This window comes from Pseudomonas jinjuensis (assembly GCF_900103845.1).
GTDB lineage: Bacteria > Pseudomonadota > Gammaproteobacteria > Pseudomonadales > Pseudomonadaceae > Pseudomonas > Pseudomonas jinjuensis.
In genome coordinates this window covers 345,625-358,368 of the sequence record NZ_FNIJ01000004.1, presented here as the reverse complement: position 1 = coordinate 358,368, position 12,744 = coordinate 345,625, and the positions used below count along the sequence as shown (strand labels likewise).

Below are 12,744 nucleotides of genomic sequence, written 5' to 3'. Positions count from 1 at the left end.
CGCGTATGACTGAAGACATTGTGATTGTGACTGGCGGTGGCCGGGGAATCGGCCGCGCAATAGTCGAGAAGTTCCTCGGCCAAGGTGCGCGAGTGGTGACCTGCGGTCGTGGTGCTCGCCCTGACGATCTTGGCGGTGAGGTCATGTGGCTCCAGGCCGATGTCTCCAGGCCGGAGGACGCCACGCGCATTCTGGAGCGAACCCTCGAACGCTTCGGCATGCCGACGATCCTGGTCAACAACGCAGGCGTGCAGGTCGAGAAGACCCTGATCGACACGACCGACGAGGACTGGGATCTGCTCATGGGCGTCAATGCCAGGGGCACTTTCAACATGTGTCGCGCGGTATTGCCGGGCATGCGGGCAAGCGGCGGCTGCATCGTCAACCTGGGCTCGATTTCCGGCCTGAACGCCGATCCCTCGATGGCCCTGTACAACGCCTCCAAGGCCTTCGTCCATGGCCTGACGCGCTCCATCGCCGTGGACCATGGCCCGCGCGTGCGCTGCAACGCCGTGTGCCCGGGCTGGATCATGACGGCCATGGCCGAGGACGGTTTCGCCCTCGCCAGGGACCCCGAAAAGGCCAGGGCCGATGCCCTTGCCAGGCACCCCGCCGGCCGCTTCGGCCGACCGGAGGATGTCGCCGAACTGGTGGCCTGGCTCGCTTCCGCACAGGCCGCGTTCATCACCGGCCAGTGCTATGTGATCGACGGCGGTCTGACTGCCGCTTCCCCACTCCAACCGAGGTTTTTCTGATGAGTGAATTCCAGAATGTTGCGGTATTGGGCGCCGGCGTCATCGGTGCCAGCTGGACGGCGTTGTTCCTGGCCTCCGGCCGTAACGTGGCGGTATTCGATCCCGCCGAAGGGATGGAAAAGGATGTCCGCGAGTATGTGAAGAGCGCCTGGTCGACCTTGCAGGAACTGGGGCTGGTGAAAGAGGGCGCGCCGGGCGAGCTGAGCTTCCATCGCACCGCCGCCGAGGCGGTGAAGAACGCCGACTTCATCCAGGAAAGCGTGCCCGAGCGCATCCGGATCAAGCATGCGCTCTACGCGGAAATCGAACCGCTGCTCAAGCCGGGCGCGATCATCGCCTCGTCCGCTTCGGGCCTGCCGCTGAGCGAGATGCAGGCCGGCTGGATCGATCCGTCGCGCTTCGTCCTCGGTCATCCGTTCAACCCGCCGCACCTGATTCCGCTGGTGGAAGTCATGGGCAACCAGCGCACTGCGCAGGATGCCGTCGAGGGCGCGGAGCGCTTCTACGAACTGGTCGGCAAGGTGACCATCCGCGTACAGCGTGAAGTCCCCGGCCATGTCGCCAACCGGCTGCAGGCGGCGCTCTGGCGCGAGGCCATCCATCTGGTGAAGATCGGCGCGGCCAGCGTCGAGGACGTGGACACCGCCGTGTGGGCAGGGCCCGGTCTGCGCTGGGCGGCCATGGGGCCCACCATGCTGTTCCACCTCGGGGGCGGTCCGGGCGGCCTGAAGTCCTTCTGCGAGAAGTACACCGAGAGCTTCCACCGCTGGTGGGAGGACCTGGGCGACCCGCGTCTGGATGCCGAGACCGCCGCGCTGCTGGTGCAGGGCGTGGCCGCCGAGTCCGCCAACGGCAGCCAGGCGGAACTTTCGCAGGCACGGGACGACCTGATCAAGGCGATGCTCAAGACTACCGCGCACCTGCGGCGCAAATGATGTTCTGGATGCCGGCAGGGGAGCACCGCTCCCCACCGGCTGGTGATGGGCAGGAAGCCCCAACCCTGGATGCAGAGGTAATCATGTCGGTCGAACGTCTGACACTGCGGGTAGCGAACATCGCCAGCGCCGCCAGGGACGCACTGGTCATCGAGCTGTGCGATCCATCCGGCGGCGAGCTGCCGGCATACACAGCCGGTGCGCACATCGAGCTGCACCTGCCCAACGGACTGGTGCGCCAGTACTCCCTGTGCGGCGATGCCCGGCAACGGGATTGCTACCGCGTCGGTGTGGGACTGGCGCCGGCCAGCCGGGGCGGTTCGCGCTACATCCACCAGTCGCTGCGCGTCGCCGACCTGATCCGGGTGACGCCGCCGCGCAACAACTTTCCGTTGTTCGAGGATGCCGTCGAGTTCGTCTTCTTCGCCGGTGGCATCGGCATCACGCCGATCCTTTCGATGATCCAGTGGTGCGAGGCGAATGGGCGTCCCTGGCGCCTGTTCTACCTGGTGCGCAACCGCGAGCGGGCCGCCTTCCTGGAACAACTGGAAAGCTACGGTGACAGGGTCACGCTGCATGCGGACGAAGAGGCCGGAGCCCTGTTCGATGTCGCCGCTGCCGTGGCCCGCTTGCCCGGGCGGGCGCATCTCTACACCTGCGGGCCGACGCCCCTGATGCTGGCGGTGGAGGAGGCGGCGAAGTCCTTTCCCGCCGGGCAGGTGCACTTCGAATGGTTCGCTCCCAGGCAGGTGGAGAAGACCCGGGCCGATGGCGCCTTCACCCTGAAGCTCGCGCGCAGTGGCAAGTGCCTGGAGGTGCCGGCCGACAGGAGCATCCTGCAGGTGCTCGAAGCCAATGGCGTGCGGGTGGAAAGCTCGTGCCGCGAGGGCACCTGCGCCTCCTGCGAGACCCGCGTGCTGTCCGGCACGCCGGACCATCGCGACAGCGTGCTGAGCGAGGCCGAGAAACGCTGCAACAACACCATGATGGTCTGCGTTTCCCGGGCGCTGTCCGGCACGCTCGAACTGGACCTCTGACGCCATGATCTCCGACTGCGGGGGAATCACCCGATGCTGACCTACCGAACGCCGGTCCTGCGCGAATGGATCGATTACAACGAGCATCTGCGCGATGCCTTCTACTTCCTGATCTTCAGCTACGCCACCGATGCCCTGATGGATCGCATCGGCCTGGACGAGGCGGGGCGCGCCGAGACCGGGCACACGCTGTTCACCCTGGAGGCGCACATCAACTACCTGGCGCAGGCGAAGCTGGGCGACCCGCTGGCAGTGCGCACGCGGTTCATCGATCGCGATCCGAAGCGCCTGCACATCGTGCACGACCTTCATCTGGAGGGCAGCGATGAGCCGCTGGCAGTCAGCGAGCAGATGCTGATGAACATCGATTTTCAGGCCGGCAAGGCCTGTGCCTTCGCCGACGCGGTGGACGCCCGGATATCCGAACTCTTCAGGCAGTACCAGGGCGCCAGCCATCCTGGCTACTGCGGGAGAACCATCGCCATTCGCCGGTGATGCGGGCCTCTGTTTCGGGGGCACAACAAGAAGCAAACAACAACGACTGCCTTGAGGATTCACCAGATGAGAGCTTCATCCTTCCTGTTCCTGGGCGCACTGGCTTGTCTTCCCGTTCTGACCCAGGCCGCCGAGCCCGCCCAGTGCCACACCGTCAGGATGTCCGACCCCGGCTGGACGGACATTCAGTCCACCACGGCCATCGCCAATACCCTGCTCAAGGGGCTGGGCTACAAGACCAAGGTCACCCTGCTGGGCGTTCCGCTGACCTACAAGGCGCTGGCCGAAGGCAAGAACATGGACGTCTTCCTCGGCACCTGGATTCCGACCATGGAACCGGACCTCAAGCCCTACCGCGACGCCGGCAGGATCGACATCGTGCGGGCCAATCTGCAGCACGCCAAGTACACGCTGGCGGTGCCGGAAGAGTTGTGGAACCGGGGGCTGAAGGACTTCGCCGATATCCCGAAATTCAAGGACGAGCTGAACAGCAGGATCTACGGCCTGGAGCCGGGCGATGGCGGCAACAAGGCGGTGCTCAAGGCCATCGAGCAGAATGCCTTCGGCCTCGGGGACGCCGGCTTCAGCGTGGTGGCGTCGAGTGAATCGGGCATGCTGTCCCAGGTCGAGCGGGCCATCCGGCGTAACAACGCCATCCTGTTCCTGGGCTGGGAACCGCACCCCATGAACACCCGCTTCAAGATGAAGTTCCTGACCGGCGGCGATGAGTTCTTCGGGCCCGACTTCGGCGATGCAACCGTCTACACCAGCACCCGCAAGGGCTATGTGGGCGAGTGCCCGAACGTCGGCCAGCTCCTGAAGAACCTGAGCTTCACCCTGGACATGGAGAACAACATCATGGGCTCGATCCTCGAAGACAAGATGGAGCCCGAGGATGCCGCGCGGGCCTGGCTGAAGAAGAACCCGCATGTCCTGGAGGACTGGCTGGCAGGCGTCACCACCCGTGATGGAAAGCCCGGCCTCGAGGCTGTCAGGCAGAGCCTTTAGTTCGGTCTGGAGGCGCTGCCGGGGGCAGGCTCGATGGCCGTCCCCTGGCAAGCGCAGCACGTCCTTCACCCAGAGATTCAGACCGCCCGGGTGATTCCGCCATCGACGCGGATGTTCTGCGCCGTGATGTAGGCGGCGCCTTCCGAGGCCAGGAAGGCGATGGTCGCGGCGATCTCTTCACTGGTTCCGTAGCGCTGCAGCGGCACGCTGTCACGCCGTTCCTCGGTGGCCGGCAGGCTGTCGATCCAGCCGGGGAGGACGTTGTTCATGCGGATGTTGTCGGCGGCGTAGGTGTCCGCGAAGATCTTGGTGAAGGACGCCAGGCCCGCGCGGAACACGGCGGAGGTGGGGAACATCGCGCTCGGCTCGAAGGCCCAGGCGGTGGAGATGTTGATGATCACGCCGCTCTTCTGCCGCTGCATGAGTGGCGTCACCAGGCGGGTCGGGCGGATCACGTTGAGCAGGTAGGTGTCCATTCCGCGATGCCAGTCCTCGTCGCTGATCTCGAGGATGGGCGCGCGCGGGCCATGGCCGGCGCTGTTCACCAGCACGTCGATGCGGCCCCACTGTTCGCTCACCGCGTCGACCAGGCGCTTCAGGTCGTCGTTCGACTGGTTGCTGCCGGTCACGCCGATACCGCCGAGCTCCCGGGCCAGCGCCTCGCCCTTGCCGGAGGAGGAGAGGATGCCGACCCTGAAGCCGTCCGCCGCGAGGCGCCGGGCTGCGGCCGCTCCCATGCCGCTGCCTGCGGCGGTGATGATCGCTACTTTTTCTACTGACATCGGGCGTTCTCCCGGGCTGGCTGAGTGAGTCCCGAGCCTAGCACCGCGTAGCGCCGGCAGAGAGTCAGCCGGGGTTTCGCGATGCAGTAGACAAACTATCGATAGAGCGGGTGGCCTGGTCGATCAGCCATTGGCGCACCAGCGCCTGTGCCGCCGGGTGTCGGGACTTGCGCGGCCAGACGAGGTAGAAGCCCGTATCCACCCGCAACTCCCGCGCGGCGACGCAGGCGAGGCGCCCCGCGCGGATGTCGTCCTGGACGAAGAAGTGGCTGGCCAGGGCCAGGCCCTGGCCGGCGATGGCGGCCTCGATCGCCAGCGAGGTCTGGTTGAAGCGGACGTTCTTCGGGGCGACCTGCACCGGGTGGTCGAAGACTTGCGCGATGAACTGCGGCCAGAAGTTGTGGGCGTCGTGCAGGAGCATGAAGCCTTGCAGCTCGGCGAAGCTGCGGGGCGTTCCCATGGCCTGCAGCAGCGCCGGGCTGCCCACGGCCACGATGCGCTGTTCGAACAGCAGCTCGGCGTTCAGCCCGGGGCCGAAAGGCGGGCGGCCGTAGCGGACGGCGATGTCCACGCCATCGGTCTGGAAGTGCGACAGGCGCTCGGTGGCGAGCACCCGCAGATCGATTTCCGGGTGGGTCCCGGTGAAGTCGGCCAGTCGGGGGATCAGCCACCTGGAGGCGAAGCTGGGCGTCACGCTGACGGTCAGGTGCGTCGGCTCCGGGCGCAGCGAGCGGGTGGCCTCGTCGATGAGTTCGAACGCCTTGCGGACGCTGACCACGTAAGCCCGTCCCGCCTCGGTCAGGGCCAGCCCACGGGGCAGCCGCTCGAAGAGCTTCAGCCCGAGGCTCGCTTCCAGGCCGCGAATCTGCTGCGCCACCGCAGCCTGGGTGACGCCCAGTTCTTCGGCGCCGAGACGGAAGTTCGAATGGCGCGACACGACTTCGAACACCCGAAGCGCATTCAGCGACGGCAGGCTCTTGAACAGCTCCGACATGGCGATGGGATTTCTACTGGCTCACGGTGAGTCCGAAGCTACTGCTCCCGGGGAGAAAAGGAAACCGGAGGCAATGGACGTCGGCCGGTTTCAACCCCGCCCGTCGCCACCATCCGTCGGCACGGCAAGCCCCGTCTTCACGTTGCTCATGGACACCAGCGTCCTGAAGCGCTTGACGTTGTTGCTTTCGAAGAACAGTTCCCGGGTCAGCTGGGTGTACTGCTCCATGTTCCTGACCAGCATGATCAGCACGAAGTCGCATTCGCCCGCGACGTAGTAGCACTGCTGGACCTGGGGGCACGCCAGGAAGGACCTTTTCATCTCGTCCAGCAGATCCAGGCGCTCGCTTTCCACCTCCACTTCCGCGATCACCGTGAGCGTGTAGCCAAGCGACGCAGGATTCACCTGGGCGACGGTGCGCTGGATGACGCCGTCGGCGCCCATTTTCTTCAGTCGCCGGTTCACCGCGGCGGACGACAGGTTCACCCGTTCCCCCAGCTCGAGCTGGGAGGTCGTGGCGTCCTGCTGGACGGCTTCCAGCAGCGCGCGGTCGAACTGATCGAGATTCATCGGGGCGCTCGTAATGGAATGACGGTTGGCTGGCCAGAAACGAAATGAAAATACGCAATTGGCGGTGAAAACAGGATTTCGCTGCAAGTCACAGGAATAAGATTTACACATCCACCACCAGAGTGCGACCGGATGCGCTTCCTTCCCGCATCCGTATCGTCGCGGAGAACCGATGAGCAAGTTGCCTGAGCTGCGTTTGAACGGCCCGATCCTGCTGCAGCAGATTCACGTTCTTGGCGGGATTGGCGTCGACCCCGTCAACGGCGGAAGGACGCGCATCGCGCTCACCGATGCCGAGAAGGCGGGCCGCGACCAACTGGTCGCCTGGATGCGCGAGCTGGAACTGGAGATTCGCTTCGATCGCATCGGCAACATCTTCGGCACCCTGCGCTCCGCAGGCGATAAGGGTGACCAGGCGCCCCTGATGATCGGCTCGCACATCGACAGCGTGACCAACGCCGGGGCCCTGGATGGCTGCTACGGAGTGCTGGCGGGGCTGGCCGTGCTGCGTGCGTTTCGCGAGGCCGGGGCGCTGCCGGAACGCTCCATCACGGTGGCCGCCTTCACCAACGAGGAAGGCGTTCGCTACCAGCCGGACATGATGGGTTCCCTGGTATATGCCGGCGGTCTTCCGCTGGAGGAGGCGCTGGCCAGCATCGGCACCGACGGCACGCGCCTGGGCGATGAGCTGCGGCGCATCGGCTATGCCGGCGATCTGGAGCCGGGCGCCATGGTCCCGCACGAGTACCTCGAACTGCACATCGAGCAGGGGCCGGTTCTGGAAGCCGGGAACACCCTGATTGGCGTGGTCGAGAACCTCCAGGGCATTTCCTGGCAACAGGTCACAGTGCAGGGCAACGCCAACCACGCAGGCACCACCCCGACTCGCCTGCGGCACGATGCCGGCTACGTGGCCGGCGCTGTCGTCGCCGAGTTGCGCCGCATCGCCCGGGAAAGCGGGACCACGCTCGCCACCGTCGGCTGCATGAACTTCGAGCCCAATGTCATCAACGTCATCCCGCGGCGCGCGACCTTCACCGTCGACCTGCGCGATCCTGACGAGGGCAAGCTCGTCCAGGCGGAGGCGCGCCTGGCGCAATTCCTGGAGCGGATCGCCGGGGAGGAGGGCGTCACCATCGGCACGGAGCGGCTGGCGCGCTTCCAGCCGGTGACTTTCGATGCGGAGCTGGCCCGGGAGATCGAGTCCTCCGCCCGGCGCCTGGGTTTCAGCCATCGCCGCATGACATCGGGCGCAGGGCACGACGCCCAGATGATCGCCCGCATCGCGCCTGCGGCGATGATCTTCGTCCCCAGCCGTGGCGGCATCAGCCACAACCCGCGCGAGCACACCGACGACGACCAGTTGCTGAAAGGCGCGGAGGTGCTGCTCGACGTCGTCGTCCGGCGCCTGAACCCGGCCCGCTGATTCCTTCGCCCTTCATCCCGCCGGTACGCTGCCGGCCCTGCCACCGGAGCCCGACATGCTGATTGCAAACCCCAACGCTACCCGCCAGCCCTATCCCGACGCCCTGCGGAACATCATGAGCATCCGCAAGGCCGACGAGAGCCGTCAGTGGCTGGCGCAATGGCCGCGTCTGAACGGCGGGGGAACGCCGCTGTACTCGCTGCCCGACCTGGCCAACGAACTGGGCGTGGCTGAAATCCTGGTCAAGGACGAATCGGTACGTTCGGAGCTGGGCAGCTTCAAGGCGCTGGGTGCGCCGATCGCCCTGGTTCGCCTGATCCTGCGCACGTTCCCGCAGCACGACTTCACTGCCCGCGACCTGCTCGCCGGCCGGCACGCCGCGGCCCTGGCGCAGTTCACCGTGATCAGCGCAACCGACGGAAACCACGGCCGCGCGCTGGCTGCGGCTGCACGGAGCGTCGGTTGCCGCTGCGTGATCGTGCTCCATGCCAATGTCAGCATCGAGCGGGAAGCGGCCATCGCCGCCTATGGTGCGGAGATCGTCCGCATTGCCGGCAACTACGACGATTCCGTCGAGGAGGCGGCGGCGCTGGCCGCGAAGAATGGCTGGCGGGTCGTCTCGGACACCTCCTACGACGGCTACGAGGAAATCCCGCGGGATGTCATGCAGGGTTACGGCACCATCGCCGCCGAAATCGTCGAAGCGGCCGTGCCGGCGTTCACCCATGTGTTCCTGCAGGGCGGCGTGGGCGGACTCGCCGCCGGCATCGCCAGCTACCTGTGGGAGCTCTGCGGGGAACGCCGGCCGACCTTCATCGTGGTCGAGCCGGAGCAGGCCGACTGCCTGTACCAGAGCGCCATCGCCGGAAAGGCCGCCAGCGCCACCGGCTCGGTCGACTCGCTGATGGCGGGCCTGGCCTGCGGCGAAACCTCGCCGCTGGCCTGGAAGTTCCTGCAGCCGAGCGTCGACTTCTTCATGACCATCCGGGACGACGAGGCCGTTGCCGCCATGCGCCGCCTGGCCGTTGGCAGCGGTCGCGACATCCCCCTGGTCGCGGGCGAGTCGGCCGTAGCCGGCCTCGCCGGGCTGACGCGGCTGGTTGCCTCGGGCAGCCAGGCGACCGACGTCGGCCTCGACGGGAAGTCCCGCGTCCTGCTGATCAGCACCGAAGGCGACACCGCGCCGGGCGTGTACGCCGGGCTGGTGGGCGAGTCCGGCGAGTCGGTGCGGGCTCGCCAGGAAGCCTGGTCGCCTCGAGCCTGAGCGCTCAGCCTTGCAGTGCGCGCGGCCGCTGGCTGCGCTGCTCGTCGGCTGAGTTGCCGGCCTTCTGCAACTGGAAGCTGAACTCGATTTCGGCGAAGCGGCCACTCACGCCGCGTTTGGCGCACTCCGCCGCGTCCTCGACGAAGTTCACCTCGCCGACCAGTCCGTCGCGGGTGGCGTAGGCGAAGTCGTCCCACAGGTACTGGTCGCCGGACAGGTTGATCTGGGTGGTCAGGTGGCGATAACCCGGCGCGGAGATGAAGAAGTGGATGTGCGCCGGGCGCTGGCCGTGGCGGCCCAGCTGGTCCAGGCACTCCTGGGTCGGGCCGTCCGGCGGGCAGCCGTAGCCGCTCGGCACGATGCTGCGGGCGCGGTAGCGGCCGTCGGCGTCGGTGAGGATGCGGCGGCGCAGGTTGTATTCGGACTGGCTCTGGTCGAAGTAGGAGTACAGGCCCCTGGTGTTGGCGTGCCAGAGATCGACGGTGGCGCCGGCGACAGGGTTGCCGTCCAGGTCGAGGACGCGGCCTTCGAGGAACATCACGGTGCCCGGGTCGCTGCCGTCGTCCATCCGCGCCTCGCCTTCGCTCAGCGGCGCGCCGGCCACGTACAGCGGGCCTTCGATGGTGCGCGGGGTGCCGCCGGTATGGCCGCTTTCGGCGTCCCTGGCGTCGCTCAGCAGGTCGAGGAAGTGCTCGATGCCGAGGCCGGCCACCAGCAGGCCGGCTTCGCCGCGCCCGCCCAGGCGGTTCAGGTAGTCCACCGCGGTCCAGAACTCGTCGTCGCTGATCTCCAGGTCTTCGATCAGCTTCGCGGTGTCCTGCAGGACGCGCAGCATGATCTGCTTCACGCGCGGGCTGCCCTGGTTGTTGCCGAAGCCGGCGGCTTCCTCGAAGAACTTCCGGACGTCGGCAGAGTGGGAAATCCTGACAGTCATGTGGCACCTCATCGGTCGTTGTTGTTATGCGGGGTGCAGACCCTTGAGCAAATCTGGTGCCACTCTCTCACCGCATTGATATTCAAGGGATTTTTCGTGAACAGGGATAAGGGAGGCGGCGCGCGATCGATCATTTGATCAATGCGCGCCGCAGGGATTGAGCAAATGCTCAAGGCTTGCCGGCGGCGCCTTCGCCCGGAGATTTCTTCAGCCGGTAGGCCAGGGCAGGGCGGGTCATGCCGAGCAGGCGCGCGGCCTCCGAGACGTTCTGCTTGCAGCGCGCCATCGCCTCCTGCATCAGGGCGTCTTCCACGGCATCCAGGCTGGTGCCGCTGTCGATGATCTGCGCGATCCACCCCGGGGCGGCCTGCTCGGCGGAAGCCACCAGGCGGCCGTCGCTGGCCAGGCCGATGCTGTCGGCCGGCGGCGGGGCGTGGGGGAAGAGGGCGTCGAGGCCGATGCTCTGGTTCTCGTCGGTGATGATCACGCCGCGCTCCATGAGGTTTTCCAGCTCGCGGATATTGCCCGGCCAGGCGTACTGCAGGCAGGCCTCCAGCGCCCGGTCGCTGAGGCCCAGGGTCTTCTTGCCGTAGCTCTCGTGCAGCCGGGCGAGGAAGTGTTCGATCAGCAGCGGGATGTCCTCGCGGCGGTCGCGCAGCGCCGGGATGCGCACCGGGAATACGTTCAGGCGGTAGAACAGGTCGGCACGGAAGCGTCCCTGCCTGACCGCCTGCTCCAGATCCTCGTGGGTCGCGGCGATGACCCGTACGTCGACCTCGCGTGTGCGCGTGTCGCCGACGCGCTCCAGTTCCTCTTCCTGCAGTACACGGAGCAGGCTGGCCTGTGCGCGGGGCGTCAGTTCGACGATCTCGTCGAGGAACAGGGTGCCGCCGTTGGCGCGCTCGAAGCGGCCCATGCGTGACTGCTGGGCGCCGGTGTAGGCGCCTTTCTCGACGCCGAACAGCTCGGCCTCGATCAGGTCCGGGGGAATGGTCGCGCAGTTCAGCGCGACGAAGGGCCCGCCGGCGCGCTCGCTGCGCAGGTGCAGGCTGCGGGCGATGACTTCCTTGCCGACGCCGGTTTCGCCGAGCAGCAGCACCGAGGCCTTGCCGGAGGCGACCTTGTCGATCAGCGCGCAGCAGCGCCGATACACCGGCGACTGGCCGATCCCGTAGAACTGCCCGGCCTCCTGCTGCAGGCGCTGGCGCAGGTTCGCCACCTGCACCTGCAGGGACTGCAGCTCGTCGATGATCGGGTCGCTCTGGAAGTAGCGCATGAACTCCTCGGCGTCCTCCCACTGCTCCACCGGCTTGCCGATGATGCGGCACTCGGCATCGCCGCAGCCGCGGCAGCTGACCTCCTTGTAGAGCACCTGGCGGCCGAGGAAGAACGAGCTGTAGCTGATCGCGTAGCCCAGCAGCATCCAGCAGATCGGTTGTTCGGAATGCAGGTTTTCCAGCTGGCAGTTCTCCACCTCGAAGGAATCCTGCCACTCGATGTCGGCGTAGAAATGGCCGCTTTCCAGGTCGATTTCCAGCTGCTGCGGGCGGACCTTGACCATGCCCTTGAGCGAGTGCAGCTGCGGGCCGATGAAGAACATCTCCACCGGGTTGCCCTGCGGGCGCAGCTTGCGCGCCAGCTCCGCATCCTTCAGCCCGGACTGGTAGCCCATGCGCAGGAAGAAGCCCTTGGCGCGCTCGACGCCGAGCATCTCGACCAGCTCGCGGCGCATGCTCGCCATCATCGCCGCCTGGACCAGCAGCATGCGCTGCTCGTCCAGCCAGATCTTGCCTTCGGTGCCGAGGAAGCGGACCTGCTCGGTGAGGTCCTTCAGGGCCGGTGCGGGTTCCGGCGCCTTGTACTGCGTAATCATTCGGTTGCGCCCCTGGTTGTATTTGTATGGGGGATGCGGCGCGTCCCGCCCAGGCTGTGGCGGGTTCCGGTCGCGCCGGGACGACCTCGGCGGTTCATGCAAGGCACGGGTCGTTTTTCTTTTTCTAGGCCGCCTGAAACGCCGGGAAAAGTCAATCGCGTCGACTTTCGCCATTTGCTCCATGGCGCCCCCGGCGATTGAGCAAATGATCAATCGGCCATTCGACGGCGATGCGCCGGGAGTCGTCCCGATGTCTCCGGGGCGCCGATAGAACGCCTTTAAAATCAATTGCTTGTGATAAATCCGCGAGCCTCGCCAGGCTCCTGGCACAGCCGTTGCTCCTGCCCCTTCGAGCCAACGGGAGCAGCAAGCATGAACCAGGCAGCAACCCCCTTCGAACAGATGCCCCGCTATGTGCGGGTGCGCAGCGAGCCCGACGCCGCCTTCGTCGAGTTCGACTTCGCCATCGGCTACCCGGACCTCTTCGTCGAGCTGGTCCTGCCGCGCGCGGCGTTCGCCAGCTTCTGCGCAAGCAACCGGGTCCGGCACATGGACGCAGCGATGGCCGCGGCCATCGACGCCGACATGGAGAAATGGCGCTACGGCGAGAGCCGCGGCCAGGACGACTGACGCGCCCGGCGAGGACGCGCGCATTCCCCACAACAACAACT

At 66.5% G+C, this 12,744-nt stretch carries 13 protein-coding genes; 8 read left to right on the top strand and 5 right to left on the bottom strand.

Translation table 11 applies throughout. From position 1 onward, the window contains the following. The first annotated feature begins 5 nt into the window (after positions 1-5). From BLR75_RS07990 to BLR75_RS07970, 5 genes are all read left to right on the top strand, one after another. Positions 6-755, top strand: a complete 750-nt coding sequence (locus BLR75_RS07990; RefSeq protein WP_084314413.1) for an SDR family NAD(P)-dependent oxidoreductase — start codon at positions 6-8, stop codon at positions 753-755. Beyond that, positions 755-1,690 carry a 3-hydroxyacyl-CoA dehydrogenase NAD-binding domain-containing protein gene (locus BLR75_RS07985; protein ID WP_084314412.1) on the top strand — a complete coding sequence of 312 codons (936 nt, stop codon included), beginning with the start codon at positions 755-757 and terminating at the stop codon, positions 1,688-1,690. The genes BLR75_RS07990 and BLR75_RS07985 overlap by 1 nt, the downstream gene beginning before the upstream one ends. A gap of 83 nt (positions 1,691-1,773) precedes the next feature. Beyond that, on the top strand, positions 1,774-2,727 hold the full coding sequence (locus tag BLR75_RS07980) for a PDR/VanB family oxidoreductase (protein ID WP_084314411.1): 954 nt from the start codon (positions 1,774-1,776) through the stop codon (positions 2,725-2,727). Between the two features lie 33 nt (positions 2,728-2,760). Then, on the top strand, positions 2,761-3,222 hold the full coding sequence (locus BLR75_RS07975; protein ID WP_084314410.1) for a thioesterase family protein: 462 nt from the start codon (positions 2,761-2,763) through the stop codon (positions 3,220-3,222). A gap of 66 nt (positions 3,223-3,288) precedes the next feature. Then, a complete protein-coding gene (locus tag BLR75_RS07970; RefSeq protein ID WP_084314409.1) occupies positions 3,289-4,230 on the top strand; it encodes a choline ABC transporter substrate-binding protein in 942 nt (313 codons plus the stop codon). Positions 4,231-4,307: 77 nt separating this feature from the next. Here BLR75_RS07970 and BLR75_RS07965 read toward each other — a convergent pair whose 3' ends face one another. The 3 genes from BLR75_RS07965 to BLR75_RS07955 all read right to left on the bottom strand — a co-directional run bounded on the left by BLR75_RS07965 (position 4,308) and on the right by BLR75_RS07955 (position 6,576). Next, positions 4,308-5,012 (bottom strand): SDR family oxidoreductase, encoded by a 705-nt coding sequence (locus tag BLR75_RS07965; protein ID WP_084314408.1) that lies wholly within the window; start codon positions 5,010-5,012, stop codon positions 4,308-4,310. Between the two features lie 64 nt (positions 5,013-5,076). Beyond that, positions 5,077-6,006: a LysR substrate-binding domain-containing protein gene (locus BLR75_RS07960; RefSeq protein ID WP_084314407.1), complete on the bottom strand. Its 930-nt coding sequence runs from the start codon at positions 6,004-6,006 to the stop codon at positions 5,077-5,079. A 90-nt stretch (positions 6,007-6,096) separates the two neighbouring features. Continuing rightward, the gene (locus tag BLR75_RS07955; protein WP_084314406.1) at positions 6,097-6,576 is read right to left on the bottom strand and encodes an Lrp/AsnC family transcriptional regulator; all 480 of its coding nucleotides are present in this window, start codon (positions 6,574-6,576) and stop codon (positions 6,097-6,099) included. 172 nt (positions 6,577-6,748) lie between these two features. Here BLR75_RS07955 and BLR75_RS07950 point away from each other — a divergent pair, with 172 nt between their 5' ends. Both BLR75_RS07950 and BLR75_RS07945 read left to right on the top strand, forming a co-directional pair. Further along, positions 6,749-8,002, top strand: coding sequence for a Zn-dependent hydrolase (locus BLR75_RS07950; protein WP_084314405.1), 1,254 nt, complete (start codon positions 6,749-6,751; stop codon positions 8,000-8,002). A 55-nt stretch (positions 8,003-8,057) separates the two neighbouring features. Next, on the top strand, positions 8,058-9,266 hold the full coding sequence (locus tag BLR75_RS07945) for a diaminopropionate ammonia-lyase (RefSeq protein WP_084314404.1): 1,209 nt from the start codon (positions 8,058-8,060) through the stop codon (positions 9,264-9,266). A gap of 4 nt (positions 9,267-9,270) precedes the next feature. Here BLR75_RS07945 and catA read toward each other — a convergent pair whose 3' ends face one another. Beyond that, positions 9,271-10,200: a catechol 1,2-dioxygenase gene (catA, locus tag BLR75_RS07940; protein WP_084314403.1), complete on the bottom strand. Its 930-nt coding sequence runs from the start codon at positions 10,198-10,200 to the stop codon at positions 9,271-9,273. A gap of 169 nt (positions 10,201-10,369) precedes the next feature. Further along, positions 10,370-12,073 (bottom strand): sigma-54-dependent Fis family transcriptional regulator, encoded by a 1,704-nt coding sequence (locus BLR75_RS07935; RefSeq protein WP_084314402.1) that lies wholly within the window; start codon positions 12,071-12,073, stop codon positions 10,370-10,372. A gap of 372 nt (positions 12,074-12,445) precedes the next feature. Between BLR75_RS07935 and BLR75_RS07930 the strand changes: the two genes are divergently transcribed. After that, positions 12,446-12,703, top strand: coding sequence for a phenol hydroxylase subunit (locus BLR75_RS07930; protein WP_084314401.1), 258 nt, complete (start codon positions 12,446-12,448; stop codon positions 12,701-12,703). The last annotated feature ends 41 nt before the right edge of the window (positions 12,704-12,744 follow it).

Excerpts from the sequence above, each read along its gene's own strand:
- BLR75_RS07990 (WP_084314413.1), top strand. The coding sequence starts at position 6 with ATGACTGAAGACATTGTGATTGTGACTGGCGGTGGCCGGGGAATCGGC.
- BLR75_RS07985 (WP_084314412.1), top strand. The coding sequence starts at position 755 with ATGAGTGAATTCCAGAATGTTGCGGTATTGGGCGCCGGCGTCATCGGT.
- BLR75_RS07980 (WP_084314411.1), top strand. The coding sequence starts at position 1,774 with ATGTCGGTCGAACGTCTGACACTGCGGGTAGCGAACATCGCCAGCGCC.
- BLR75_RS07975 (WP_084314410.1), top strand. The coding sequence starts at position 2,761 with ATGCTGACCTACCGAACGCCGGTCCTGCGCGAATGGATCGATTACAAC.
- BLR75_RS07970 (WP_084314409.1), top strand. The coding sequence starts at position 3,289 with ATGAGAGCTTCATCCTTCCTGTTCCTGGGCGCACTGGCTTGTCTTCCC.
- BLR75_RS07965 (WP_084314408.1), bottom strand. The coding sequence starts at position 5,012 with ATGTCAGTAGAAAAAGTAGCGATCATCACCGCCGCAGGCAGCGGCATG.
- BLR75_RS07960 (WP_084314407.1), bottom strand. The coding sequence starts at position 6,006 with ATGTCGGAGCTGTTCAAGAGCCTGCCGTCGCTGAATGCGCTTCGGGTG.
- BLR75_RS07955 (WP_084314406.1), bottom strand. The coding sequence starts at position 6,576 with ATGAATCTCGATCAGTTCGACCGCGCGCTGCTGGAAGCCGTCCAGCAG.
- BLR75_RS07950 (WP_084314405.1), top strand. The coding sequence starts at position 6,749 with ATGAGCAAGTTGCCTGAGCTGCGTTTGAACGGCCCGATCCTGCTGCAG.
- BLR75_RS07945 (WP_084314404.1), top strand. The coding sequence starts at position 8,058 with ATGCTGATTGCAAACCCCAACGCTACCCGCCAGCCCTATCCCGACGCC.
- catA (WP_084314403.1), bottom strand. The coding sequence starts at position 10,200 with ATGACTGTCAGGATTTCCCACTCTGCCGACGTCCGGAAGTTCTTCGAG.
- BLR75_RS07935 (WP_084314402.1), bottom strand. The coding sequence starts at position 12,073 with ATGATTACGCAGTACAAGGCGCCGGAACCCGCACCGGCCCTGAAGGAC.
- BLR75_RS07930 (WP_084314401.1), top strand. The coding sequence starts at position 12,446 with ATGAACCAGGCAGCAACCCCCTTCGAACAGATGCCCCGCTATGTGCGG.